Annotated in this window: 18 protein-coding genes, 1 other RNA gene and 2 pseudogenes; 13 read left to right on the forward strand and 8 right to left on the reverse strand. The window is 49.6% G+C overall.

Going from position 1 to position 23,881, the window contains the following annotated elements:
- Position 1: 1 nt before the first annotated feature.
- The 6 genes from ACESTD_RS00890 (at position 2) to ACESTD_RS00915 (ending at position 4,853) form a co-directional block, all read left to right on the forward strand.
- The gene (locus ACESTD_RS00890; RefSeq protein WP_005831941.1) at positions 2-1,252 is read left to right on the forward strand and encodes a sigma-54-dependent Fis family transcriptional regulator; all 1,251 of its coding nucleotides are present in this window, start codon (positions 2-4) and stop codon (positions 1,250-1,252) included.
- Positions 1,239-1,763 (forward strand): LptE family protein, encoded by a 525-nt coding sequence (locus ACESTD_RS00895; RefSeq protein WP_005831940.1) that lies wholly within the window; start codon positions 1,239-1,241, stop codon positions 1,761-1,763. The genes ACESTD_RS00890 and ACESTD_RS00895 overlap by 14 nt, the downstream gene beginning before the upstream one ends.
- A 4-nt stretch (positions 1,764-1,767) precedes the next feature.
- Positions 1,768-2,541 carry a hypothetical protein gene (locus ACESTD_RS00900; RefSeq protein ID WP_005831938.1) on the forward strand — a complete coding sequence of 258 codons (774 nt, stop codon included), beginning with the start codon at positions 1,768-1,770 and terminating at the stop codon, positions 2,539-2,541.
- A gap of 4 nt (positions 2,542-2,545) precedes the next feature.
- Positions 2,546-2,935 (forward strand): preprotein translocase subunit SecG, encoded by a 390-nt coding sequence (gene secG, locus ACESTD_RS00905; protein ID WP_009038088.1) that lies wholly within the window; start codon positions 2,546-2,548, stop codon positions 2,933-2,935.
- A gap of 153 nt (positions 2,936-3,088) precedes the next feature.
- Positions 3,089-4,480: an MFS transporter gene (locus ACESTD_RS00910; protein ID WP_005832845.1), complete on the forward strand. Its 1,392-nt coding sequence runs from the start codon at positions 3,089-3,091 to the stop codon at positions 4,478-4,480.
- A 19-nt stretch (positions 4,481-4,499) separates the two neighbouring features.
- Positions 4,500-4,853, forward strand: coding sequence for a PqqD family protein (locus ACESTD_RS00915; protein WP_005831929.1), 354 nt, complete (start codon positions 4,500-4,502; stop codon positions 4,851-4,853).
- Positions 4,854-4,860: 7 nt separating this feature from the next.
- Here ACESTD_RS00915 and ACESTD_RS00920 read toward each other — a convergent pair whose 3' ends face one another.
- The 3 genes from ACESTD_RS00920 to ACESTD_RS00930 all read right to left on the reverse strand — a co-directional run bounded on the left by ACESTD_RS00920 (position 4,861) and on the right by ACESTD_RS00930 (position 10,038).
- Entirely contained in the window at positions 4,861-5,910 is a 1,050-nt protein-coding gene (locus ACESTD_RS00920; RefSeq protein ID WP_016272886.1) for a DUF4831 family protein, read from the reverse strand.
- A gap of 70 nt (positions 5,911-5,980) precedes the next feature.
- Positions 5,981-7,108, reverse strand: a complete 1,128-nt coding sequence (locus ACESTD_RS00925) for a lactonase family protein (protein WP_022401946.1) — start codon at positions 7,106-7,108, stop codon at positions 5,981-5,983.
- Positions 7,109-7,209: 101 nt separating this feature from the next.
- Positions 7,210-10,038, reverse strand: coding sequence for a beta-glucosidase (locus ACESTD_RS00930; RefSeq protein WP_022401947.1), 2,829 nt, complete (start codon positions 10,036-10,038; stop codon positions 7,210-7,212).
- Positions 10,039-10,854: 816 nt separating this feature from the next.
- Here ACESTD_RS00930 and ssrA point away from each other — a divergent pair.
- Positions 10,855-11,253: a transfer-messenger RNA gene (ssrA, locus tag ACESTD_RS00935) on the forward strand.
- Positions 11,254-11,458: 205 nt separating this feature from the next.
- Positions 11,459-11,944: a helix-turn-helix domain-containing protein gene (locus ACESTD_RS00940; protein ID WP_008665278.1), complete on the forward strand. Its 486-nt coding sequence runs from the start codon at positions 11,459-11,461 to the stop codon at positions 11,942-11,944.
- 199 nt (positions 11,945-12,143) lie between these two features.
- On the opposite strand, the gene ACESTD_RS00945 is transcribed toward ACESTD_RS00940, so the two are convergent.
- The 5 genes and pseudogenes from ACESTD_RS00945 to ACESTD_RS00965 form a co-directional block, all read right to left on the reverse strand.
- Positions 12,144-12,941, reverse strand: a complete 798-nt coding sequence (locus tag ACESTD_RS00945) for a bifunctional 2-polyprenyl-6-hydroxyphenol methylase/3-demethylubiquinol 3-O-methyltransferase UbiG (RefSeq protein WP_098031974.1) — start codon at positions 12,939-12,941, stop codon at positions 12,144-12,146.
- Positions 12,942-13,022: 81 nt separating this feature from the next.
- Positions 13,023-14,664, reverse strand: a pseudogene (locus tag ACESTD_RS00950) (sigma-70 family RNA polymerase sigma factor).
- Between the two features lie 71 nt (positions 14,665-14,735).
- Entirely contained in the window at positions 14,736-15,170 is a 435-nt protein-coding gene (locus ACESTD_RS00955; RefSeq protein WP_005831909.1) for a Fur family transcriptional regulator, read from the reverse strand.
- Positions 15,171-15,175: 5 nt separating this feature from the next.
- Complete coding sequence (locus tag ACESTD_RS00960) at positions 15,176-17,116, reverse strand: heavy metal translocating P-type ATPase (RefSeq protein ID WP_061412306.1); 1,941 nt, start codon at positions 17,114-17,116, stop codon at positions 15,176-15,178.
- A gap of 97 nt (positions 17,117-17,213) precedes the next feature.
- Positions 17,214-17,771: pseudogene (locus tag ACESTD_RS00965) on the reverse strand (hypothetical protein); the annotation flags it as partial.
- Between ACESTD_RS00965 and ACESTD_RS00970 the strand changes: the two are divergent.
- From ACESTD_RS00970 to dinB, 5 genes are all read left to right on the forward strand, one after another.
- Complete coding sequence (locus ACESTD_RS00970; protein ID WP_081106195.1) at positions 17,772-19,229, forward strand: DUF5690 family protein; 1,458 nt, start codon at positions 17,772-17,774, stop codon at positions 19,227-19,229.
- A gap of 11 nt (positions 19,230-19,240) precedes the next feature.
- Positions 19,241-20,035, forward strand: a complete 795-nt coding sequence (gene phnX, locus ACESTD_RS00975; protein ID WP_022401952.1) for a phosphonoacetaldehyde hydrolase — start codon at positions 19,241-19,243, stop codon at positions 20,033-20,035.
- 36 nt (positions 20,036-20,071) lie between these two features.
- Positions 20,072-21,160, forward strand: coding sequence for a 2-aminoethylphosphonate--pyruvate transaminase (locus ACESTD_RS00980; RefSeq protein WP_022401953.1), 1,089 nt, complete (start codon positions 20,072-20,074; stop codon positions 21,158-21,160).
- A gap of 223 nt (positions 21,161-21,383) precedes the next feature.
- Complete coding sequence (locus tag ACESTD_RS00985) at positions 21,384-22,730, forward strand: MATE family efflux transporter (RefSeq protein WP_057097793.1); 1,347 nt, start codon at positions 21,384-21,386, stop codon at positions 22,728-22,730.
- Positions 22,731-22,761: 31 nt separating this feature from the next.
- Entirely contained in the window at positions 22,762-23,868 is a 1,107-nt protein-coding gene (dinB, locus tag ACESTD_RS00990) for a DNA polymerase IV (protein ID WP_057097794.1), read from the forward strand.
- Positions 23,869-23,881: the final 13 nt, after the last annotated feature.

Consider the following 23,881-nt stretch of genomic DNA (forward strand, 5'->3'; position numbering starts at 1 on the left):
AATGACAAAAGCGGAAATACAACAAGTAAAATTACGTTTCGGCATTATCGGCAACAATGAAGCGCTGATGCGTGCCATTGATATCGCTATCCAGGTAGCGCCCACCGACTTGTCTGTACTGATTACCGGAGAGAGTGGTGTGGGAAAGGAGAGCTTTCCGCAGATAATACACCAGTACAGCCGGCGCAAGCATGGACAGTACATTGCCGTGAACTGTGGAGCCATTCCCGAAGGGACGATTGACTCGGAACTGTTCGGTCATGAGAAGGGCGCATTTACCGGGGCTATCGGCGAACGGAAGGGGTATTTCGGTGAGGCCAACGGCGGAACAATCTTCCTTGATGAAGTCGGCGAATTGCCTTTGCCTACCCAGGCACGCTTGTTGCGTGTGCTCGAGAGCGGTGAATTCATCAAAGTAGGTTCTTCTAAGGTGGAAAAGACCGATGTGCGTATTGTTGCCGCTACCAATGTAAACTTGACACAAGCCATTGCTGACGGACGTTTTCGTGAAGACTTGTATTACCGTTTGAACACAGTTCCTATTCAGGTCCCTCCATTGCGCGAACGCGGTGAAGACGTGGTGCTGCTGTTCCGAAAGTTTGCTTCGGACTTTGCAGAAAAGTACCGTATGCCTGCCATTCAGCTGACGGAAGACGGCAAGCAAGTGTTGCTGGGCTACTCATGGCCGGGTAATGTGCGCCAGTTGAAGAATATCACCGAGCAGATATCCATCATTGAGACCAATCGTGAAATCAATGCATCCATACTGAAGGGCTATCTGCCTGAGCAGAACAATATGCAGCGCCTGCCTGCCTTGTTTGGAGTGAAGGAGGACAAGAGCTTTGGGAGTGAACGGGAAATTCTCTACCAGGTTCTGTTTGATATGCGCCAGGATGTAACGGACTTGAAAAAGTTGGTGCATGAGATTATGGCTGAAAGGGGAACGGTAGCCAATCCGGCGGTTGCCACATCGGCCTACTATACGCCGGCTACTCCGGCGGTGGTACCTCCGGTAACATCCAGTGTTCCCACCATTATACATCCTTCGGTAAAGCCGGTTACTCCGGTGGACGATGATTTCCAGGATACGGAAGAATATGTGGAGGAGTCACTCTCCCTGGATGAAGTGGAGAAAGAAATGATACGTAAGGCGCTTGAAAAACATCACGGCAAGCGTAAGAGTGCGGCTCAGGATTTGAATATCTCTGAGCGTACGTTATACAGAAAGATAAAAGAATATGGATTGGATTAAAAAAGCGGCATTTGCTTCCTTGTTGGTAAGCTTGTTATTTCTGGTGAATTCATGTAGTATGAAGTTGGGACTTGCTCCGATAAGCTCTATCGACTATACAAAGGTAAAAACGATTTCCATTGCCGATTTCCAGAACCGGGCAGAGTATGTATATGCACCGCTGGCAACAGAATTTAACCAGAAAATGAAGGATATGTTCATTCAGCAGACTCGCCTGCAACTGGTGAATTCCGGAGGAGACCTGGAAATAGACGGAGAAATAACCGGCTACAATCAATATAATGAATCGGTGGATGCCAGCGGCTACTCTTCGAAGGTGAAGGTGACGCTGACTGTCAACGTGCGCTACACCAATAACACGAACCATGAGGAGGACTTTGAACAGCAGTTCTCGGCTTTCCAGACCTATGATTCCTCAAAATTGCTGACCGAAGTGCAGGACCAGCTGATAACCTTGATGGTGAAAGACATTGCCGAACAGATTTTCAATGCAACTGTAGCTAACTGGTAAACTCATGACGCCTACCCATTTGCAACAATGGATTCAGCATCCCGAGACGCTGAATAGGGATACTTTGTACGAGCTTCGCACATTGGTGGCACGCTATCCTTATTTCCAGTCGCTCCGTTTGCTCTATCTGAAAAACCTCTATCTGCTGCACGACATCAACTTTGGCGCGGAGTTGCGCAAGGCTGTGTTGTATGTGGCAGACCGTCGTGTGCTGTTTTACTTTATAGAGGGTGACCGCTATACTTTGAAATCCCGGAAGGTCTCGTCGCTGTTTTCCGGCGATTTGGAGAAAGAGCCGAGTGTGGACCGTACCCTTTCCTTGATTGACGCATTTCTGGCTACTGTTCCCGAAGAGCATTCACAGCATACGGAGCTGGATTATGCGGTGGATTATACGGCCTATTTAATGCAGGAAGAACCCGGTGTGGATGCAGAAGATGAGTCGGAAGTGCCTAAACTGCGTGGGCATGAATTGATAGATGACTTTATCCAAAAGAGTGAGTCTTCGGATGCCTCGGATACGAGAAGGGAGTTTCTTGTAGAGAAGGAGGAAGAGACTGAAGAAGAGGAAGAACCCTCAGTATCGCCGGTAACGGAAGAGTTGGACGATAGCTGTTTTACGGAAACTTTAGCCAAAATCTATATAAAACAGCACCGATATGACAAGGCGCTTGAAATTATTAAAAAATTAAGTTTGAATTATCCAAAAAAAAATGCTTACTTTGCAGACCAAATCAGATTTTTGGAGAAATTGATTATTAACGCTAAATCAAAATAACAAAATGTATTTATTATTAGTTATCTTAATGCTGATTGCATCTGTGCTGATGTGCTTCATTGTATTGATTCAAAATTCTAAAGGAGGTGGTCTGGCATCAGGCTTTTCATCATCCAACCAAATTATGGGTGTGCGCAAGACTACGGACTTTTTGGAAAAAGCAACCTGGACTCTGGCAGCTGTCATGGTAGTCTTCAGTATTGTTTCTGCTTACACTATTCCTTCTTCCACAGGCAAGGGCGGTGATGTGATTCTGGAACAGGCGCAACAAGAAGAAAAAACTAATCCTTATAACATGCCCGTAGGTACAGAAGCTCCGCAATCGGAGGCCCCTGCAGCTACAACTCCGGCTGAAGCTCCTGCTCCTGCAGCAGAAGCCCCTGCAGCAGAATAAGATAAGGATATTGCGGATGACTCCCGCTTGGAAAAATAAGAGAAAGGTTGATACTGAAAAGGTGTCAGCCTTTTTTCGTTTTGATGAAGTATTTATTTACCTTTGTCAGCAATTTATGCAATCTGATTAATAAATTGAAATCCAAATAGTACAATGACAGAACAACTCAAACTTAAATTGAATGATTCCAAGGCTACCCGTTGGGGGGCATTGGTGATTGTTGCCTTCACGATGATGGCAGCTTATTATGTAAACGACGTGGTAGCACCGTTGAAGACAATGTTGGAAACGGACTTGGCTTGGTCGAGTACCGATTTCGGATTCTTTACCGGTGGTTATAGTTTTCTGAATGTTTTTTTCCTGATGTTGATTTGGGGAGGATTAATCCTCGACCGCTTTGGTATCCGTTTCACCGGAAAGCTGGCAACTATCCTGATGGTAGGTGGTACAGCACTTGAATACTATGCAATGACGGGACTTGCCGGTGCCGACGCGACTTTATTCGGAATCAATGAAATATTTGGCTATAAAACGGGTGTGTTTGTTGCTTTTGCCGGTTATTCCATTTTTGGAGTAGGAGCGGAGGTCGCCGGTATTACAGTTTCCAAAATCATAGCCAAGTGGTTTAAGGGGAAAGAGCTTGCCACGGCTATGGGGGTACAAGTCGCTTTAGCACGTATCGGTTCGCAAGCCGGTTATGCCGTAGCCATTCCTTTGGCCCGCGCTTTCGGTATTTCCACACCGGTGTTGTTGGGTTTGGTTCTGTTGTTGGGCGGTATGATTGCTTTCTTCATCTTTGCAGTGATGGACAAGAAGCTGGACAAACAGATGGAAGCTGCTGCCATTGCTGCCGGTACGGAAGATGAGGAAGAGAAGTTCTCTTTTAAGGATGTGAAGAATATTCTGGTCAATCCCGGTTTCTGGCTGATAGCATTGCTGTGTGTATTGTTCTACTCTTGTGTATTCCCATTCCAGAAGTTTGCTTCCGAGTTGATGATTATCAAATACGGTATCAATGAGAATGTAGCCGGTACATTTGCCGGACTTCCGGCATTGGGAGCGCTGATTCTGACTCCGGTCTTTGGTGGTTTCATTGACAAGCGGGGCAAGTCCGCATCTATCATGCTGCTGGGCTCGGCCATGCTGATATGTGTGCATTTCATTTATGCTATTCCCGATATAAACTATTGGCTGGTAGCTATTGTGCTGATGATAATTTTGGGTATCGCTTTCTCGCTGGTACCTTCTGCCATGTGGCCGGCTGTGGCCAAGATATTCCCGGTAAGCCAGTTGGGTACGGCATACGCATTGATTTTCTTTATCCAGAATATCGGTCTTTGGGGTATTCCTACATTGATAGGGTGGGTGCTTGATGCCTATTGTATATCCGGCAAGAAACCAGATGGAACGAATATGTATGACTATACGGTGCCTATGTGCATTTTTACCGGTATTGCCTGCTTGTCCCTTATAGTGGCTCTACTGCTGAAGAAGGCAGACAAGAAGTATGGTTATAAGCTGGAAGAGCCTAATATTCAGAAATAATAGGAAAAGCGGATACCGTATGATGGAAATACCCGAAGGAAAAGTAAGTCTGTTGGACGCTGTTCCGGTCCGCTGTGGACATATAACAACCGAATGGGAAGGTGAGTGCGCCGTACTCGCCTACCCACGGTTTAAATACGAATGGATGCGTCGTTTTTTATTGCCGAAGGGGATGTCTCCTGACATCCATGTGAGGCTGGAAGAACACGGTACAGCTGTCTGGAATCTGATAGATGGACATCGTACCGTGCGCGAAATCATCTCTCTACTTGCCAGGCACTTTGGGGAGGAAGAGAATTATATTCCCCGGGTCACCGCCTACGTAATGCAGTTGCGTAAGGATGGATTTATCCAGTTGACAATCCGGAATTAGAATTCCTTTATTCCCTATCCACTTTTATCAATCCTCCCGTTGCCGTATCAAACAGCACTTTGATGGTAGAATTCTTGTTGAACAGTACCGGTGCGAGGTATTCTACGGTGCCGAATTGGGTAATGGGAAGTTGGTCGTCAAACAATTTCTTATTGTTATACATCAATGTCACTTGTGCCTTGCCCGGAAGGTTATAGGCTACACCGTCCACTTTCTTTTTGCCTTCCTCGGTGGCAGATACATCGGGACTTTTGAGGTCGGTGACGCTGATATAATACGGTTCACCGGCAAGGTCATTATTGGCCACCACTCCCAGCTTTCGGGAAAAACGGAAAGCCACTTCATCTTTCATCTCTTTAGGCGTCAGCCGGATGGTGAATGTCTTGGGTTCTTTCTTTATTTTGCCCGAGAACATTTCCGTCATAGCCGTTTCCTGCTGGTTCAGATTGTCAAGCATCAGCTTGAGTTGGGCGCCGTCCTTGGGCATATTGTCTGCTTCGCCGCGCAGGAGGGCATTCTTGCTTTCGCGGATGCTGTATATTTCCTTAGCCACCAGCTCGGCCATCTTGGCACTGGAGTTGGACATCAGTATTTCTTCCGTCAGAAAACTGCGTGGGTCAATGCTGCTTTCGGTGGCTTTGGCTTCGGGCGTCTTGGCAGCAGGCTTACCGCTGAACGGAATGTTGATGGAGCGGACAATTCCGTCTTCGGTAAGCTCCATAAGGGGTGCTACGGTCTTGTCTTTCATCTTCACGAAATAGACGTTGTCCTTATCCGGTACACCGGCTATGCGGGTTTCTATCTTATCCAGTGTCCAGAACTCCTCGGGTTCGGCAGACACGTTGTTGAGACGCAGATAGCGGTCGGCATATCTGCAAAATTCTCCGGGAGTGTAAGTATGTTTGGTGGCTTGCAATACGATTTCTATTTCTGTTTTGGGCAACATATAAGTCACTCCGTAGTCTTTGCCACGCATCACACCGGTGGTTACGTCTGTTTGCGCCATGGCAGTGATAGACAAGAACAGAGCTGAGAGCATCAATATATTCTTCTTCATAATGTACATTCGTTTAGACTGATTTAGCTAAGGGACAAAGTTAATGAAGTTATCTTTGCTAAATATTGCTTTATAAATTATTAACAGAGCTGACGAACTGTACGCAAACCGGCATGTCGACTACAATGTCCTGATGAGTATCTTCCAAGAGTCCGGTAACTTCGTTTCGTTTGTATACCTGAATGACATTGCTGTCGCGGCAGGCGGCAAGCAAGTATTTGCCGTTGGGCGTGATGTTGAAGTTGCGGGGATGGATGCCGGTGGGCTGATAACCTACCTTTGCCAAGGTTCCATTTTCGGGATTCACGGCAAAGATGGCAATGCCGTCTTCTTTCAGACGGTTACTGGCGTAGAGGTATTTCCCATCCGGACTGAGGTGGATGTCTGCACTTCCACGGGCGGCTACGGTGTCGGCTGTGATAGTCTGTATCTGTTCCAGGCAGCCGTCGTCGTAACTGAAGGCAATGACCTTACCGGACAGTTCGGTGATGAGATAGGCAAACTTCCCGTTAGGGCTGAATGTCAGATGGCGCGGGCCGGAATCCGCTTCAATGTCAACGGCTTCCAGAGAAGCATGAGGAATAGGGTCGTCGGGGTGCATCACAAAGCGCAGGATGCGGTCGGCACTGAAGTCGGTGGCGAAGATATACTTTCCGTCCGGTGAAAAGACCGTGCAATGGATGTGGGGAGTGGCTTGCCGTATGGCGTCGGGACCGGTGGCAGAGCCTTGAAAGAGCGTGTCTGCAGGAGCCAAAGTACCGTCTTTCTGTAAAGGAAAGACGGACATGGTTCCACCGCTGTAGTTGGCAGTCAACACTTCCCGGCCATTGGTGGCCACGTAGCAGGGGTCGGCGCCGAAGGTGGGAACGGTGTTCAGCAGGCGCAGTTCTCCCGTTTCCCGGTCTAAGGCAAGGGAGCTGAGGGCTGCTGTGCTGTCGTTCATTTCACTGACGGCATAGACAAATTCGCCATCTTCCGAGGGGACGAGGTAGGAGGGATTGGGCAATGCCGCTGAACTGAGCGGAACGGCTGTTCCCGTCTCCTGATTAAAGCGGAAGGTATAGATACCCTTGCTTGAGCCATTCGTGTAAGTACCTATTAGCATGGCGAGTTCGTCCTGGTCACCGTTAGTGCCCTTTGGAGAAGAGCCACATGCTGTCAAACCTAATCCGAGCATACAGAAAAGAAGTGTTTTCATTAATTTAATGTGTTAATGTGCCAATATGCTAATGTGCTAATTGGCTGCGCTGTATATGCTGCATGGTCATTGGTACATTAGCATATTGGCACATTAGCACATTAAAATTTAACTTCGGCAATACTGACGCGGTCATCGTTCAGCACGATGCGGAGGTCGCTGGCGGTAGTGCCTTTGAACGGATAGGAAATCAGTTTGCCGTATTCGCTGACGGTGCCCGAATATACGGTGAGGAACTGTCCGCCACCGCCCGAGAGCTGGATTTCGAAGGTTGCCGGCAGGTTGTTGTCACGTGTAAAGGCGATGGTAACTTTATCTACCTGGGTTCCGTTCTTCAAGGCAAAGGTAATATAATCTCCCTTATTTCCTTGCCATGCGGTATTGATTTTTTCGTCGAGCACGTTTTCGGCATCCTCTGGGTTGGTGCTGGCACTCACACGCTTTGCTGGTTTTTGGGCTTCAATGGCTTTGGCACGGGTCTGGTAGTCTTCTACGGTCAGCGTTCCGTTCAGGCGGATGTCTTCGGAAGAGGCGCCGGCCATGAGCACGAAGTCGCCGGGTTCCACCACCCATTTCATGTCGGCGTCCAGAAGCTCCAGGTGCTTGCGGTCGATGGTGAAGGACAGCTCCTGGGCTTCGCCCGGTTCGAGGTGGATGCGCTGGAAGCCTGCAAGATTCTTTTCGTAGGTGGTGATGCTGCTCAGTACGTCGCGGATATAGAGCTGCACTACTTCATCTCCGGCACGTTTGCCGGTGTTGGTCACCTTCAGGCGGACGGTGGCAGACTCGTTCGGGGTGATGACTCGGGGGGTGATGTCGAGGTCGGAGTACTCGAAGGTGGTGTAGCTCAAGCCGTAACCGAAGGGGTAGAGTGCTCCGTTGATGCGTGACATGTTGCCCGTAGGTCCCGGATTCTTACCGCCGTCTATCTGTGAAGAAGGTTTGCAGGGGAAGTTGAAGGGGATTTGCCCTACGGTCTTGGGGAAGGTCACCGTCAGCTTTCCACCGGGGTTGTAGTCGCCGAAGAGGATGTCGGCCAGGGCTGTTCCGCCTTTGGAGCCGGGATACCAGGCTTCGAGGATAGCGGGGACGAACTTGTCTGCCCAGTTGATGGAGAGCGGGCGTCCGTTGATGAGTATCAGTACGACGGGCTTGCCCGTGGCTTGTATGGCTTGAAGCAGTTGCAACTGCCGGCCGGGCAGGTCGAGGCTGGTGCGCGATTTGTTTTCGCCGCAGGTGCGTTGTCCGCCGCCCAATACTACGACGGCAACATCAGCTTGGCGGGCATTTTCTACGGCTTTGTCTATCTCGGCTTGCTCGTCGTCGGTCAGAGGATAGTCTATGATTTCACTTTCGGGCCAGTGGGCATCCACTAGGTCGCAGCCTTTGGTGTAGAGCACCTCTGCCTTGCTTTTTGTCTTTTCTTGAATGCCTTCCAGTACAGTGGTCACTTCTACGGCAAGTGGGCCGTAATGGGTCAGCGCGTAGCCTTCTTCATTGGCATTGGGACCACAGACGGCAATCTTCTTGGTGGAGTTGATGTCTAAGGGCAACAGCTCATCGGCATTCTTCAGCAGAACGACGGACTCGTGGGATGCCTGCAAGGCGATGGCTTCGTTCTCTTCTTTTTCCACTTCACGGTCGGCACCGGCAAGGTCTGTCTGGTAGGGGGCATCGAACAGACCAATGAGGAACTTTACCCGGAGGATGTCGCGCACACGGTCGTTAATGACTTCTTCGCTCAGCCCGCCTTCCTTCACCAGTTCGCGGAGGGGAAGGACGAAGGAGTCGGGCGAGCGGAAGGTACAGCGTACGTTCAGCCCGGCTTCCACGCTTTGGCGGACGGCTTCTTTCATGTCTTTGGCGGTGCCGTGCTTGGTGTAGAGGTATTCTACGGCGTCACTGTCGGATACGACGTAGCCACGGAATCCCATTTCGCCACGCAGGCGGGTGGTGAGCCAGTAGTAGCTGCCCTGCACGGGGATGCCGTCGTAATCGTTGTACGAACTCATTACGCCCAGCATGCCAGCTTCCCGGATGACGCGTTTGAAGGGGTAGATGTGTATGTTCTCCACTTCGCGCGGCGACATTTGCGGGTCCACGCGTGCCATGCCTTCGCGGGCGCCTTTGTTGTTACTGTAAGCGGCAAAGTGCTTGCCGGTGGCGGCCACTTGGTGGTTGTGCTGCAAGCCGCGCACCATTTCGATGCCCAGTTCGGCTACGAGGTAGGGAGATTCGCCGTAAACTTCTTCGTAGCGTCCCCAGCGCTGGTCGCGTCCTACGTCGAGGATGGGGGCGTAGACGTTGGTGTAGCCCAGCATGCGGGCTTCGCGTCCGGTGATGAGTCCTACTTGGCGAATCAGTTCACGGTTCCAGGTATGTCCCAGTCCCAGTTGGGTGGGGAAGTTGGTGGCGCGGTAGCTTTCCACGCCGCGTATGCCTTCGTTGGTAAAGTCTACGGGGATGCCGAGACGGGTATCTTCCACAAAGAACCGTTGCACCTCGTTCAGTGCCCAGGCGTGGCGCGAGGCGGGCCAGACGTAGGCATTGTCCGAGGGAGGCAGCCCCCATTGCTGGAAGCCGTTCAGGTGTTCGTCGATGGCGCCGATGCCGTCTTTCCAGAGCAGCTCTTTCCATTCGGGGGTGGGGAGGTCGTCTTTCAGTACGCGTTTGTAGCCGTAGAGGGTGACCATTTGGCAGGTCTTTTCGTCCAGCGTCATCTGTTGCAGCAGGTTTTCGATGCGTGCTTCGAGCGGGGCGGAGGGGTCTTCGTACACGTCTTTCACTCCGTTTTTGTTGAAGTCTATCCAACCTTTGCGGTACATTTCACTTTTCACCGGCTTGTAGGTTGCCGGTGTTTTGGCAGGCTTTTGTGCGCAGAGCAGTGTGCTTCCTCCAAGCAGCAGGGTTAGGGCAATAAGGTTCTTCATGATATGTTCTAAAAATCTCTTGGTTATTATTGTTTCTTTTGTTGACAAAAATACGGCTAATGTGTGAAATAAAGGGATAAAATAGTCCGAAGTATCGGCTTTTATTGTCCGAAGGGTCTTCCTCTTACTAAAAATATCCTCCAAGACGCTACCGGGGAATTCAAATCATTATTAGACGAAACATATCATTCACTTTTAAAAAGAAAGAACACTATAATAACCTGAAAAGTAGATGCAATCGCGGTGTATACAAGTATTACGGCTACATCTGTTAAACGAGGGTGTATTTATATAATAGGAATCTGTTGGCGGAATTGTTGCTTGTACGGAAGAACTTTCTTTTCAACCTTGGGATGTCTAAACCAAACCTTGGTTTAGACATCTCAAGGCTGGGTATGGAAAAACCAAAGTTTGGGATAGATTGCTTCCTTAATTCTTTCCGGTTTTTCAGTTAACTTCAGAGACTTTTTCCGTTAACTTCCCATCTCTTTTGTGCAAATATCCATTACAGAAGATAGATATTCCCTCTTGCAGGGGGTAATTCCGTCAACGGATACTGGCTTTGGTAGCTGTTTGAACATTGATGACAATGGGGTGCACATATTCTATGTATGGAAGATTATTGTTTTTATCACGAAAAGTCAGTATTAGCTAATATTTGTAAATATATGGTGATTGCTAATAAAAGAATATGTATCTTTGGGCCAAAGAAAGCGGTAGAGGATGAAAAATAAAGTAGCATTTATCCCTTTTTCACCCTCCCTACTTAGCAATGAGTTACGCAATCTTTTAAATTTCAGACCGTTACAAAGTCATGGGGTTGACTGGATTTGACAGCGGGCAGAAATGGTAAGTAAGCATGCAGTGCGTCGTTGATTTGCACTTTAATCTCAGTCCTCAAAATTTTATCTGGCGAAACTCGTTACGCTCTCGCTGCTTAATCGAAGTATAGTAGATTGAAGCTTAATCCCGGCACCAGGTGCTGGGACGTGACATCACTCGGAAGCTGTTGCTCCGAAGCATTCCGATAAAGTGGTGCAGTCAAATCGGGGATAGTTCGTGTCAGCCTCGTGGCGCGGGTGAAAATTTAGAGGATAAGGCAACGGTTGATGGCTTTGGTTCTGCCGCTGCACGAAAATTTAGGCAAAGATAAGCATGTAGAAAGCTTATGATTTCCTCGTTTGGACGAGGGTTCGATTCCCTCCAGCTCCACGGATATAGTAAAAAGAAGTTTGTAAGTCCTTGAATTCCAGTAATTCAGGGGCTTTCTCTTTTCTTCTACTCCCCCTACCTTTTATATTCATTTAGAAAACGGTTGTAGTAAATGTGCTACAATTTAAAATTAATATCTACTTTTGTCTGTTCAAAAATCAATAACTATTAGAAGTGGGGGCAACACTTTAAATTCTGCAACAGATTTATGAAAATTCACGAAGGAAAATGTACAGAGAAGATTTTGAAAGAACGTGAACGGATTGGTAGTCGGTTAGCCATTCTTCGCAAGAAGAGAAATATGACCCAAGAGGAATTGGCTAATCTTTGTGGTGTTAATCGTGTTAATATAGCCAAGATAGAGAAAGGGGCTTATAATGTGAGCATTGATATACTATCTAAGGTAACATCCGCTCTTGGTTTTGTGATAGATATAAAAGTGGATAGCTCTGTTTGTCCGACTCATTTCTCTCAACGTAAACCTGTAAAGCTGGTAATAGGGGAAGATTATTATGTCAGTTTTGGCAATAACGAAGCCCATAGATGTAAGCTGGTGGATATTCCGGAGATGTACCAAGGTCAAAGAATTAAAATCGAAACTCCGACCCCGAGAGGGTCTATCACCCACATATTATTTGCCGATGAAATAGGAACGACACCTGACGAGGCTGTAATGAACCAAGTAACGATGTAAAAACATTAAAAGGGAGGAAGTGCAAGTTCCCCTTTTATTGAAATCACCTTCGCTACAACCATCTGCAGCGAGGGTGATTTTTTAGTTTATGAGGGTTTCTACACCCCCTCTTTCATCAGAGCTATTCAAAAATTTAATGGTTTCTTCTGAATATATAATCTTAAATTGATGGTTCGGAATCAATTCTAAAGCTGGGAAATCAGTAGTGATTAACAGTTTTAGTCCCTTTCTTTAATATGTAAAAGCAACTTGTACAAAAGAAGTTTCTTATGTACGGGATAGCAGCAATAACTCCGTTGAGCCTTCGTGGGGACAAGCCGAATTTGATTTTATAATGTGGGTTTATAAGGTACAGTCTCCGGTCAATGATTTGATAGTTGGCTTGCCGGGCGATGCGATTGAACAGTTCGATGGTGCATCCGGTGCTCTTTATATCCAGTAGCTCCGTGATTACGCGTTCCTGCTCACCGCATAGTCTTAATATCCATCTGTATAAAGTGCGGGGAAGGAGGTGGAGAAAAGGGAAATGTGAAACAATGTGGCTGTGTGCTATCTGCTGGTGGCCTCCGAATGGCATTTGCCAGGCGGGAAATCCTACAAATACAGCTCCGTCGGCAGACAAATGTTTTTGTAGGCCGGAGAGGAACCGTTCTTTGTCTCTGATATGCTCTATCACATCGTGTAGAAGAATCAGGGGAAAATTCGTAGCCTTGTCCTCAAGCTGGAAAATGTCGGTGGAAATGAACTGTCCCTGCTGATGCCTTTGGGTGAAGAAGGTCCTGGCTTGCTCTATTCGCATGGCATCAATGTCTACGCCCATCACCCGGCAACCGGCTTTGGCAAAGGGAAGCAGATTGCCTCCCTCTCCACAGCCCACTTCCAGCACTTTATCGGGGATGTGTCCGATGACTTCCTTTATGTAGGGGATATAATAGTTCTTGCTGGTCTGTGACTGTTCATCAAAGTAGCTTTCCCGGTCGGTATGTCGTTTCTGCATGTTCTTTGTTCCTTCTTGAGTTTGATTATCCATATAAATAGATAATCAGTCGGGTAAAAGACTGCGTGGCGCATCGTTTTTTTACCAGGAAATGCGGAGGCCTACCGGGAGGGTGAATATGAACGGGTGTTCCTTTCGGATGGTGCGCAGTTGGCTGCCGTCGGGGATGTAATAGTTTACAGTCGGCTCCAGATAGATGCCTGCCTGGGGTGTGAGGTGATATTGTATGCCTATACTTGTGTTGACCGACCACTGCCAGGGAGCACTTACCGGATGACTGCCGAGCTTGTGTGGAATACTGTCCGTGACATGGAAGCTTTGGAGTGTCCCTTTTATGGGGATATCCACCTGCATGCCTGCCGTGGCATAACCGGAGAAACGTTTGTAATGCCAGAAACGGTAGGAAAGCCGGAGAGGAATGCCGATATAATGCAACTTCTGGTTGTCTTGAATGCGGAATGCTTCGCCGGTAGTGAACTCCGACCTGAGAAGCGTATATTGCAATCCGGTTTCCAGACTCCAACGCTCATTCAATTTCTTGCTGAGAGAGAGTCCCACGACGATGGGGGCATGATGTTGCTGGTTCTCAACAATCCTGCCGCTGTTATTCTGGGCAATCTGCATGAGTCCGATGGAATCTTTTCCCAGAGTACCCTGCTGATAGCGGGTGTGCAGATAAGAATAATACTCTTCCCACGTGCTGACTTGTTGAGGGAAGTCACTTGAAATGCCGTCGGTATGTGGAGTGGCAATCAGCTTATATAAGTTCTGTGCCAGTTGCGGTCCGAGTGAACCTGCCAGCATCAACTTCCATTTTCCGGATTTCTTCTTGCGGGTTGGCGGCATCAGGGAAGGGGAGAAGACGAAAGCCATCTGTCGGTTGGTGATGGTCTGTCCGGTGAATGGAGAAGGTATGGGATATTTGTGGATACTATCTTTCATTGTGGGTATGGCAAGGGGCCATTCTGTGGAAACTGGAACGGGAGGGATGATTCGTTCCCTTTTGTTCAGATTTTCTTTGGTATAGCATTGTTCGTCGGTTCGGGGAGTATCGGTTTTCTTTGTTTGTTGCGTACTCCCGGCTTGCCTGGAAGAAACTTTGGACAAACGGTTTTCCCTGATACTCTTTTTCTCTCTGTACAGATAGTCATACAGCGTTGGAAAGAGAAGCAATACTGTCAAAACAATGAATACACGGTATCCTGCCAGCATCTTTTTAAGTAAAATTTTCGCCCGGAACAATTGGGAGGAAGAGGAGTGTGGCGCTATACCCAGTAAATCTCCGATTTCTTTGTGGGACAATCCTTCCAGTACTGCCAGTTTAAATACCTTGCAGTAGCCTTCCGGAAGGCTCTCCACTATATCCAGCATCTTATCGTACGAAATGAAATCCGGACAAAAAGGATTTTCAGCAGGCTCTTCCTCTTCCGGAATATCTGTCAATGGGATGGTGGGGGTTGGCATTGGCATGGTTGAGGTATTGCAGTGCCAGGTTTCTCATAATCTTTTTCATCCAGTATTCCAGTTTCTCCGGGTTGCGCAGCGAATGAATGGAAGTGAATATGATGACAAAACCGTTGTGAAGAAGATCTTGGGCTATCGTTGGGTCGGGAATATAGCGTAGGCATACTTTCAGCATTTTCTCTGAATAGTTTTCGTAGAGCAGGCTCAAGGCCTGCCCGTTTCCCTTCTGGCATAAAGTGACAAGAGCTTTTGTATCCATGTGTTTGTCTCAATGTTATTTCTTAAGGATAGAGAAGAACATGAATGACTGCATGGATTTTTATTTTTTAACTAAGCCTCCCGGTTGACTTCTGCTGCACAGTCCGGACAAATGCCTTTCAGTACATAGTTGATGCTGTTCAGTGTAAATCCTTGAGGCAGCTTCACCACCGGAGTGGGAATGTTGGTGAAGCAGAAGGTTTTGTTGCATTTCTCGCAATGGAAATGGGTGTGCAGGTCGCTTACGTCGCAAGAGCAACTGTCGCTGCACACGGCATACTTGAAGGAACCCGTCCCGTCATCTATACTGTGTATCAGATGATGGGAGAGGAATAGGGTAAGGGTACGGAAGATGGTGGATTTGTCCACCGTATCCAGCATGGTTTCAAGGTCGAGCAATGAGACGGAACGGCCTGCCTGCATCATGGTGCGCAATACCAGGATGCGGATGGCAGTGGGCTGTATGTCCCTTTTGGCCAATAGGTCCAAATATTTCTTTTCTTCCATTTTTTCTATTTAATAAGTTTTTGTATGCGTATGGCGTTCACTATCGCAATGAGGGCGACGCCTACGTCGGCAAAGACAGCTTCCCAAAGTGTAGCGATTCCACCGGCACCGAGGATGAGGACAAGCAGCTTCACTCCGAAAGCCAGCGAGATGTTCTGCCAGACAATCCGGCGGGTTTGCCTGCCCGCATGAATGGCGGTGGCCACTCTCGAAGGCTGGTCTGTCTGTATCACTACATCGGCGGTTTCGATGGCGGCATCGCTGCCAAGTCCGCCCATGGCGATGCCCACATGACTAAGGGCAAGAACCGGGGCATCATTGATGCCGTCGCCCACAAAGGCTATTCGGTTGGCAGGGTTGCTGCGGAGTGCCTCGATGTGCTTCACCTTTCCGTCCGGCAGCAGGTCTCCGTATGCCTGGGTGATGCCTAGCTTTTCTGCAAAGTTAGTAACAATGGCTTGTTTGTCTCCCGATAATATCTGAATATTATTGATATTTAAAGCTTTTAATTCTTTGACGGCGTTGACGGCATCTTCCTTCAATGTGTCTGATAGCAACAGATAACCGGCATATTTTGTTCCGATGGCGCAGGCCACAATCGTATCGACAATTGATGACAATTCATCGGGATATTCTATCCCGAACTTAGTCAGCAGGCGGGTGTTGCCCACCAGGACACGCGTTCCATCCATAGTGGCTTGCAGTCCGTGGCCGGCAATCTCCGTAACGTCCGTTGTGGCAATCAGCTCTATATCTCTTTGTTTGGCATAGCTTATGATGGCTTTGGCTATGGGGTGCGTACTGTTTCGCTCTGCCGAGGCGGCAAGCTGTATCAACTTCTCTTCCGTAACTCCCGGTTGTGCCTGGCAGGATTGTACATCGAAGGTACCTTTGGTCAGCGTACCCGTCTTGTCGAATACCACCGTGTTGACTTGGGTGATGGCATCAAGGTAGTTGCCACCTTTGAAGAGGACACCCAGGCGGGAGGCGGCGCCGATTCCTCCGAAGTAGCCTAACGGAATGCTTACGACGAGGGCGCACGGGCAGGAGATAACCAGAAAGACCAATGCCCTGTATAGCCAGTCATTGAAGATGAACGAGAATTGTGCATCTGCCAGCGAATAGAGGAAGGGGAGCAGTACAATCAATGCCGCCAGTCCGGTGACGGCGGGCGTATAGATACGGGCAAACTTACGGATGAAAAGTTCTGCCGGCGCTTTGCGCTCGGAGGCATTCTGCACCAGTTCCAATATACGGGAAAGAGCACTTTTCTCGAAGGGTTTGGTGACTTGGATGCGTACGACTTTGTCGGTCGCAATCATTCCGGCAAGCACTTCCCCGCCCTGGCGGATGTTGCGGGGAACACTTTCTCCCGTCAGTGCGGAGGTGTTGAAGGCGGCAACTTCGTCCAGCATCGTTCCGTCCAGGGGGACGCGCTCTCCGGCTTTTACTTCGATGGTTTCGCCTACCTGCACACGTTGGGGAGCTTCGACAAGTGTACTGCCGTTTCTGATGACCGTTGCCGTTTCGGGACGTACGTCGAGCAGGGCGCTGATGTTACGCTTGGCTTTGTCTACGGCTTTGTCCTGAAAGAGCTCTCCCAAGGAGTAGAAGAGCATGACGGCAACGCCTTCGGGATATTCGCCTATATAGAAGGCGCCGAGGGTGGCGATGGACATAAGGGTGAATTCGCTGAACACGTCCTTTTGCAGGATGCTTTCCCAGGCTTCCCTCATCACCGGGAGGCCTACGGGGAGATAGGCAAGCAAGTACCATATAAAAGGTACATACTCTCCCTTGAAGAAGGTGGTGTCAGTAGCATTCAGGATGAGCCCTCCGAAGAGCAATAGGGCGGAGAGGATGATTCTCCAATAATCTTTCAGCAGACTGTTTCTTTTTTCTTGTATCGCTGTATGTCCGTGTGTGCAGCAGCATTTGCAACTCATATTGTTTCCTCCTATTTTCTATTTTCTGCAGCAAAGGTAGCGGAAAGGAGATGCAACTTGGTTGCAAAGTGAAAATTCCCGGACTGTCCGGGCTGTCTTAGATTTCCAGCATCCGCTTCTCCCGTTCCAGGTCTTTCTCGTTCAGCAGGGGAGAGGGGACGGAGCAGGTTTTGATGAAGTCGCCCGGCTGGCAGGTGTAGTTGTAGTAGGGGCGTTGCTCGTCGGTCAGCTGGTCTTGGGGGATGAGCTGGCCTTTCAGTTCCAGGAAGTCGTCCATGGAGGTGCTGTCCGAGTGTTTGATGAAGAGGATGCGGCGGGCTATGGGGTTGCGGTTGTAGTCCAGACAGAGGTAGAGCCCTTTGAGCAGGTGGGGAAAGTCGTACATGGGCAGTTGCAGGTAGATGGTGGACAAGGCCAGTTGGGGCGCCTCGCGTTCGTTGAAGAAGATATAGGCATTCTGGTGGTTGTTGAAGACAGCAGTGCCGAAGTGGGTGGTGTTGTAGGCGCTCATGTGCACCACTTTGACGTGGTCGTTGCTGTCGGCAGGGGTTATCAGGTAAGGCTCTACCTTTAAGGCATTGGAGGAGGAAGAGAGGCTGTAACTGATGTAGATGCCGCTGTAATTGTACACTTCCTGCGCCGAGTGGAGCATCTCATGAAGTTTATTAATAATGGAAATTCATTTTTGCTGTCAGCACCCGCCTCTATCTTTGCCGCCGAAATCAAGAACGAACTTAAACGACACACTATGTTCAACGGTGAGAAAAAACAGATAATACAGAGCAAGAGACTGGCTGATGCCTTGTTCATCCTTTGGGCGGGTGGAGCGGCTTTGCTCTCCTATTCACTGGTCTATGCGCTGCGCAAGCCGTTTACGGCTGCGGGCTTCGACGGGCTCGACTTCTTCGGGATGGATTACAAGACGGCAACCAGCATCGTGCAGATTTCCGGCTATTTTATTTCCAAGCTGATTGGCATCAAGGTAATTTCGGAACTGAAGAAGGAGAACCGTCTGAAGTTCATCATCCTCTCGGTGGCGGTGGCCGAGCTTTCGCTGGTGCTGTTCGGAGCGTTGCCCCGGCCGCTGAATGTCTTTGCGCTGTTCTTCAACGGGCTTTCGTTGGGATGCATGTGGGGAGTGATTTTCAGTTTCCTCGAGGGGCGGCGGGTGACGGACCTGCTGGCGAGCCTAATGGGGCTGAGCATTGCCATCAGTTCGGGCACGGCAAAGTCCGTCGGGCTGTTTGTGATGGAGCATCTCCACATCAGTGAGTTCTGGATGCCTGCCTTTATCGGTGCCTTTGCCTTCCCGCTGCTGTCGTTGCTGGGCTGGCTGATGACGAGAATGCCGCAACCTACCGCGGCAGACCGGGCACTGCGCTCGGAACGGGTGACGCTGGACGGCAGGGCGCGTGCGGACCTCTTCAAGAGCTTCATGCCGGTATTGCTGATGCTGTTTGCGGCAAACTTGTTCATCACCGTCTTGCAGGACATCAAGGAGGACTTCCTGGTGAAGATTCTGGATGTGGAGGCGGCGGAGCTGTCGTCGTGGGCATTTGCCAAGGTAGATGCGGTGGTGACACTGATTATCTTGTTGCTTTTCGGACTGATGTCCGCGGTGAGGAGTAATATAAAGGTGCTGTGCCTGCTGCTGGTGCTTGTGACGTGCGGCACAGCGACCTTGGGATTCGTGGCCTTCAATTACGATGGGTTGCAACTGCCACCCATGACGTGGCTGTTCCTCCAGAGTTTGTCGCTCTATACTGTTTACCTCAGCTTCCAGACGTTGTTCTTCGAGCGTTTCATCGCCTGCTTCCGCATCAAGGGGAATGTGGGGTTCTTTATTGTCACACTCGATTTTATCGGGTATACCGGTACGGTGGTGGTATTGGTATTCAAAGAATTCTTCAATCCGGACATCAACTGGCTGGATTTCTATAACCTGATGTCGGGCTATGCCGGCATTGTGTGCAGCGTGGCTTTCCTATGCTCGGCTGTCTACCTGGTGCAGCGCTATCGCAAGGAGAATGCTTCGGGACCGTTGGGCTCTTCCCTTTTCCGTTTGCGCCGTTGGTCCCGGCCGGGCAATTCCTTGCTTCTTGAGACTGAATAATAATATATCGTATGAAAAGAATTGAATGTATCATTATGGACTGGGCAGGAACTGCCGTCGATTACGGTTGCTTTGCTCCCGTCGCCGCCTTTGTCGAGAGCTTTCGGGCCATCGGCGTTCCCGTCACAGCTGCCGAAACACGTGCGCACATGGGGCTGACCAAAGTAGAAGAAATCCGTGCGCTGTTCGATATAGAGCGTGTCCGTGCGGAATTTGAACGGAAATTCGGCCGTCCCGCCGGTGAGGAAGACGTGCAGGCACGTTATGCCGAATTCCAACGGGTGTTGTTTGCCTCGCTCGAAGATTATACCGACCCTATTCCCGGTGTGGTGGAAACGATTTCCGCACTGCGTGCGCAAGGTATCCGCATTGGCTCCACCACCGGCTATACCCGCTCTATGATGGATGTTGTGCTGCCTGCCGCCACAGCCAAAGGCTATGCGGTAGATAATTGCGTCGCTCCCGACGGGTTGCCTGCAGGCCGTCCTGCTCCCTACATGATATATAAGAATATGGCAGACCTCGCCATCCCCTCCGTAGATTGTGTGTTGAAGTATGGCGACACCATCGCCGACATCAAGGAGGGTATCAATGCCAAAGCATGGACCGTCGGCGTAGTCCTCGGCAGTAACGAACTGGGACTGACGCAAGAGGAAGTCTCCTCCTTGCCTGCCGATGAGCTCGAAGCCCGTAAGGCCGATGTCTGCCGCCGCATGCTTGCCGCCGGTGCCCACTATGTGGTCGATACCATTGCCGAGCTCCCCGCAGTCATCGCCGAGATAAACCGTAAACTTGAGATTTTGTAACCCTTATAAACGTATAAACTTAAAAACTCAATGCATATGAAACCCTACATTCTCCTTACCCCCGGCCCCCTTACTACCTCACAAACCGTCAAGGAAGCCATGCTGACCGACTGGTGTACCTGGGACGAAGACTACAACCTCCACATTGTGGAAGAAATCCGCAAGTCCCTCGTCTCCCTCGCCACCCAGCATACCGGCGACTATACTTCCATCCTCCTGCAAGGCAGCGGCACGTATTGTGTGGAAGCCGTCATCGGTAGCGTCATCAAGCCTGGCGACAAACTCCTCATACTGAGCAACGGCGCCTACGGCGACCGCATGGGCAACATCGCCGAGTATCACGGCATCTCGTACGACATGCTTGCTTTTGACGAAACAGAGCAAGTCTCCGTCAGCTACGTCGACGACTATCTTTCGCACAATGCCGAAATCACCCACGTTGCCGTGGTGCATTGCGAAACCACTACCGGCGTGCTCAATCCCCTCAAGGAGATAGCCCACCTCGTCAAGATGCACGGCAAGAAACTGATTGTAGACGCCATGAGCAGCTTCGGCGGTGTTCCCCTCGATGTACACGAACTGGGCATAGACTTCCTCATCAGCAGTGCCAACAAGTGCATCCAGGGCGTTCCGGGATTTGGCTTCATCATCGCCCGCTGTTCCGAGCTGTTGCACTGCAAGGGCGTCTCCAAGTCACTCTCTCTCGACATTTACGACCAATGGGAAGCCATGGAGAAAGGACATGGCAAATGGCGTTTTACTTCTCCCACACACGTGGTCCGCGCCTTCAAGCAAGCCATGGACGAACTGGCAGAGGAGGGCGGTGTGGAGGCCCGTCACAACAGATATTGCGAGAACCACCGCGTGCTGGTGGACGGCATGCGTTCCCTCGGTTTCCAAACGTTGCTGCCGGACGAGATTCAATCGCCCGTTATTACTTCTTTCCTCTATCCTTATGCCGATTTCAACTTCAAAACTTTCTACACACAACTGAAAGAACGTGGATTTGTCATCTATCCGGGAAAGATTTCGCAAGCCGACACTTTCCGTATCGGCAATATCGGAGATGTTCATCCCGAAGATTTCCGGCAGCTGATAGAGATAATTCGCGAGTGTAAATACTAAGCTCCGAATCTGCATAGATTTAATCGTTCCATCGTGGAGGAAAAATCGTTCCACCATGGTGGAACGATTTTTTCCTAGTGGTGGAATAATATTTTCCCCATGATGGAACGATTTGTCCTTCGCCTTCCTTCTCCTTAAGCTTCCCTATTAAATTTGACCTTCGTCAAGTCTGTAAACGCTATCTTTTCGTATTTTTGCACCCAATTTCGGAGGTATTAGATTTATGGCAACATCCAGAGAAATGACGGAAGGACGGGCTCTTCCGTTGATTTTCAACTTTACTTTGCCTTTACTGCTCGGCAATCTGCTGCAACAGACCTATTCATTGGTGGATGCAGCCATCGTGGGGCGCTTTCTGGGTATCAACGCCTTGGCTTCAGTCGGGGCAAGCACTTCGGTCGTTTTTCTTATTCTGGGATTCTGCAATGGCTGTTGCGGAGGTTTCGGCATTCCCGTGGCGCAAAAGTTCGGTGCGCGGGATTATGTCACGATGCGCCGTTATGTGGCTGTCAGCCTGCAGCTGGCTGCGGTGATGTCTGTTGTCATTGCCGTGGTTACCAGCTTTTACTGTGCAGACATTCTGCACATGATGAGTACGCCGGAGAACATATTCACGGGAGCCTATTATTACCTGCTTGTCACGTTTATCGGGGTTCCCTTTACTTTCTTCTATAATCTGCTGTCCAGTATTATCCGTGCATTGGGTGACAGCAAGACGCCGTTTTGGTTTCTACTTCTCTCTACGGTACTGAATATCCTGCTCGATTTGTTCTGCATTCTGGTACTGGGTTGGGGAGTGGCAGGAGCTGCCATCGCTACCGTATTTTCACAAGGCGTCTCGGCCATATTGTGCTACATCTATATGATGCGTCGTTTCGACATTCTGAAGACAACGCCAGCCGAGCGGAAATTCGACGGTGCTTTGGCACGCACACTGATGTACATCGGCGTACCCATGGGACTGCAATTTTCCATTACTGCCATTGGCAGCATTATGCTGCAAAGCGCCAATAATGCTTTGGGTACGGCTTGTGTGGCTGCATTCACGGCAGCCATGCGTATCAAGATGTTTTTCATGTGTCCTTTCGAGAGTCTGGGCATGGCAATGGCCACCTATAGCGGGCAAAACTACGGTGCGGGCAAGCCGGAACGTATCTGGATGGGAGTCAAGGCAAGCACCCTGATGATGATTGTTTATTGGGCGTTCACTTTCTGTGTACTGATGTTCGGTGCCAGGACTTTTGCCCTGTTCTTTGTAGATGCCTCTGAGTTGGAGATTTTAAAGAATACGGAGTTGTTCCTGCACATTTCCGTTTCCTTTTTCCCGGTTTTGGGACTGCTCTGCATCCTGCGATACACTATCCAGGGGGTGGGATATACCAATCTTGCCATGCTTTCCGGTGTCTCGGAAATGATTGCCCGGATACTGGTCAGCCTGCTGGCTGTTCCGGCTTTCGGCTATCTGGCCGTGTGTTTTGGTGACCCTACTGCATGGATTTTTGCAGATGCCTTTTTAATACCAGCCTTCATTTATGTCTATCGGCGGATACTTCGGATGAAGAAAAATTAGTGTATCTTTGTATCGGGGAGTTGAAAGAAGAATGACCGGACGAAAAATTATACACATCGATATGGACGCATTCTACGCCTCCGTAGAACAGCGTGATAACCCTGCATTGCGGGGCAAGCCCATTGCCGTGGGCCATGCGGAGGAGCGGGGAGTGGTGGCGGCAGCCAGTTACGAGGCACGGCGTTTCGGGGTGCGTTCTGCCATGTCGTCACTGAAGGCAAAGCGGCTGTGCCCCCAACTTATCTTTATCCCGGGACGGATGGAAGTCTACAAATCCGTTTCCCGCCAGATACACGAAATCTTTCATGAATATACGGATGTCATCGAGCCCATTTCGCTGGACGAGGCTTTTCTGGATGTGACGGAGAATAAACCGGGCATTCCATTGGCTGTAGACATCGCGAAGGAGATAAAGCGGAAGATGCGGGAGAGGTTGAATCTGGTGGCTTCTGCCGGCATATCCTATAATAAGTTTCTTGCCAAGATAGCCTCGGACTACCGCAAGCCGGACGGGCTTTGCACCATACATCCTGCCCAGGCACTGGACTTTGTTGCCCGGCTGCCCATTGAAAGTTTCTGGGGAGTGGGACCGGTAACGGCGAAGAAGATGCACACTTTGGGGATTCACAACGGGGAACAGCTGCGTATGCAGTCTTTGGAGATGCTGACCCGCGAATTTGGCAAAGTGGGGACAGTCTATTATGATTTTGCCCGTGGCATCGATATCCGTCCGGTAGAGGCTGTCCGCATCCGCAAGTCTGTGGGTTGCGAACATACGTTGGAGAAGGACATCAGCAAGCGTTCATCCGTCATTATAGAGCTGTACCATGCGGCAGTGGAGCTGGTGGGGCGACTGGAGCACGCCAATTTCCGCGGGAATACGCTGACGCTGAAAATCAAGTTTCATGATTTTAGCCAGATTACCCGCAGTATGACCCAAGCAAAGGAGCTGGTTGCCCTTGACGTGATTCTGCCTTTGGCAAAGCAATTGCTGCAGGAAGTGGATTATGAACATCATCCTATCCGTTTGATTGGGCTTTCCGTTTCCAACCCCCGTGAAGAGGGGGAGGAGAAAGGAGTCTGGGAACAGCTGAGTTTTGAATTTAGTGACTGGGAGACGGAACATTCAAATAAATAATGCTATATTTGTG

The organism is Bacteroides sp. AR20 (assembly GCF_964250605.1).
In the GTDB taxonomy this organism is placed as follows: domain Bacteria; phylum Bacteroidota; class Bacteroidia; order Bacteroidales; family Bacteroidaceae; genus Bacteroides; species Bacteroides uniformis.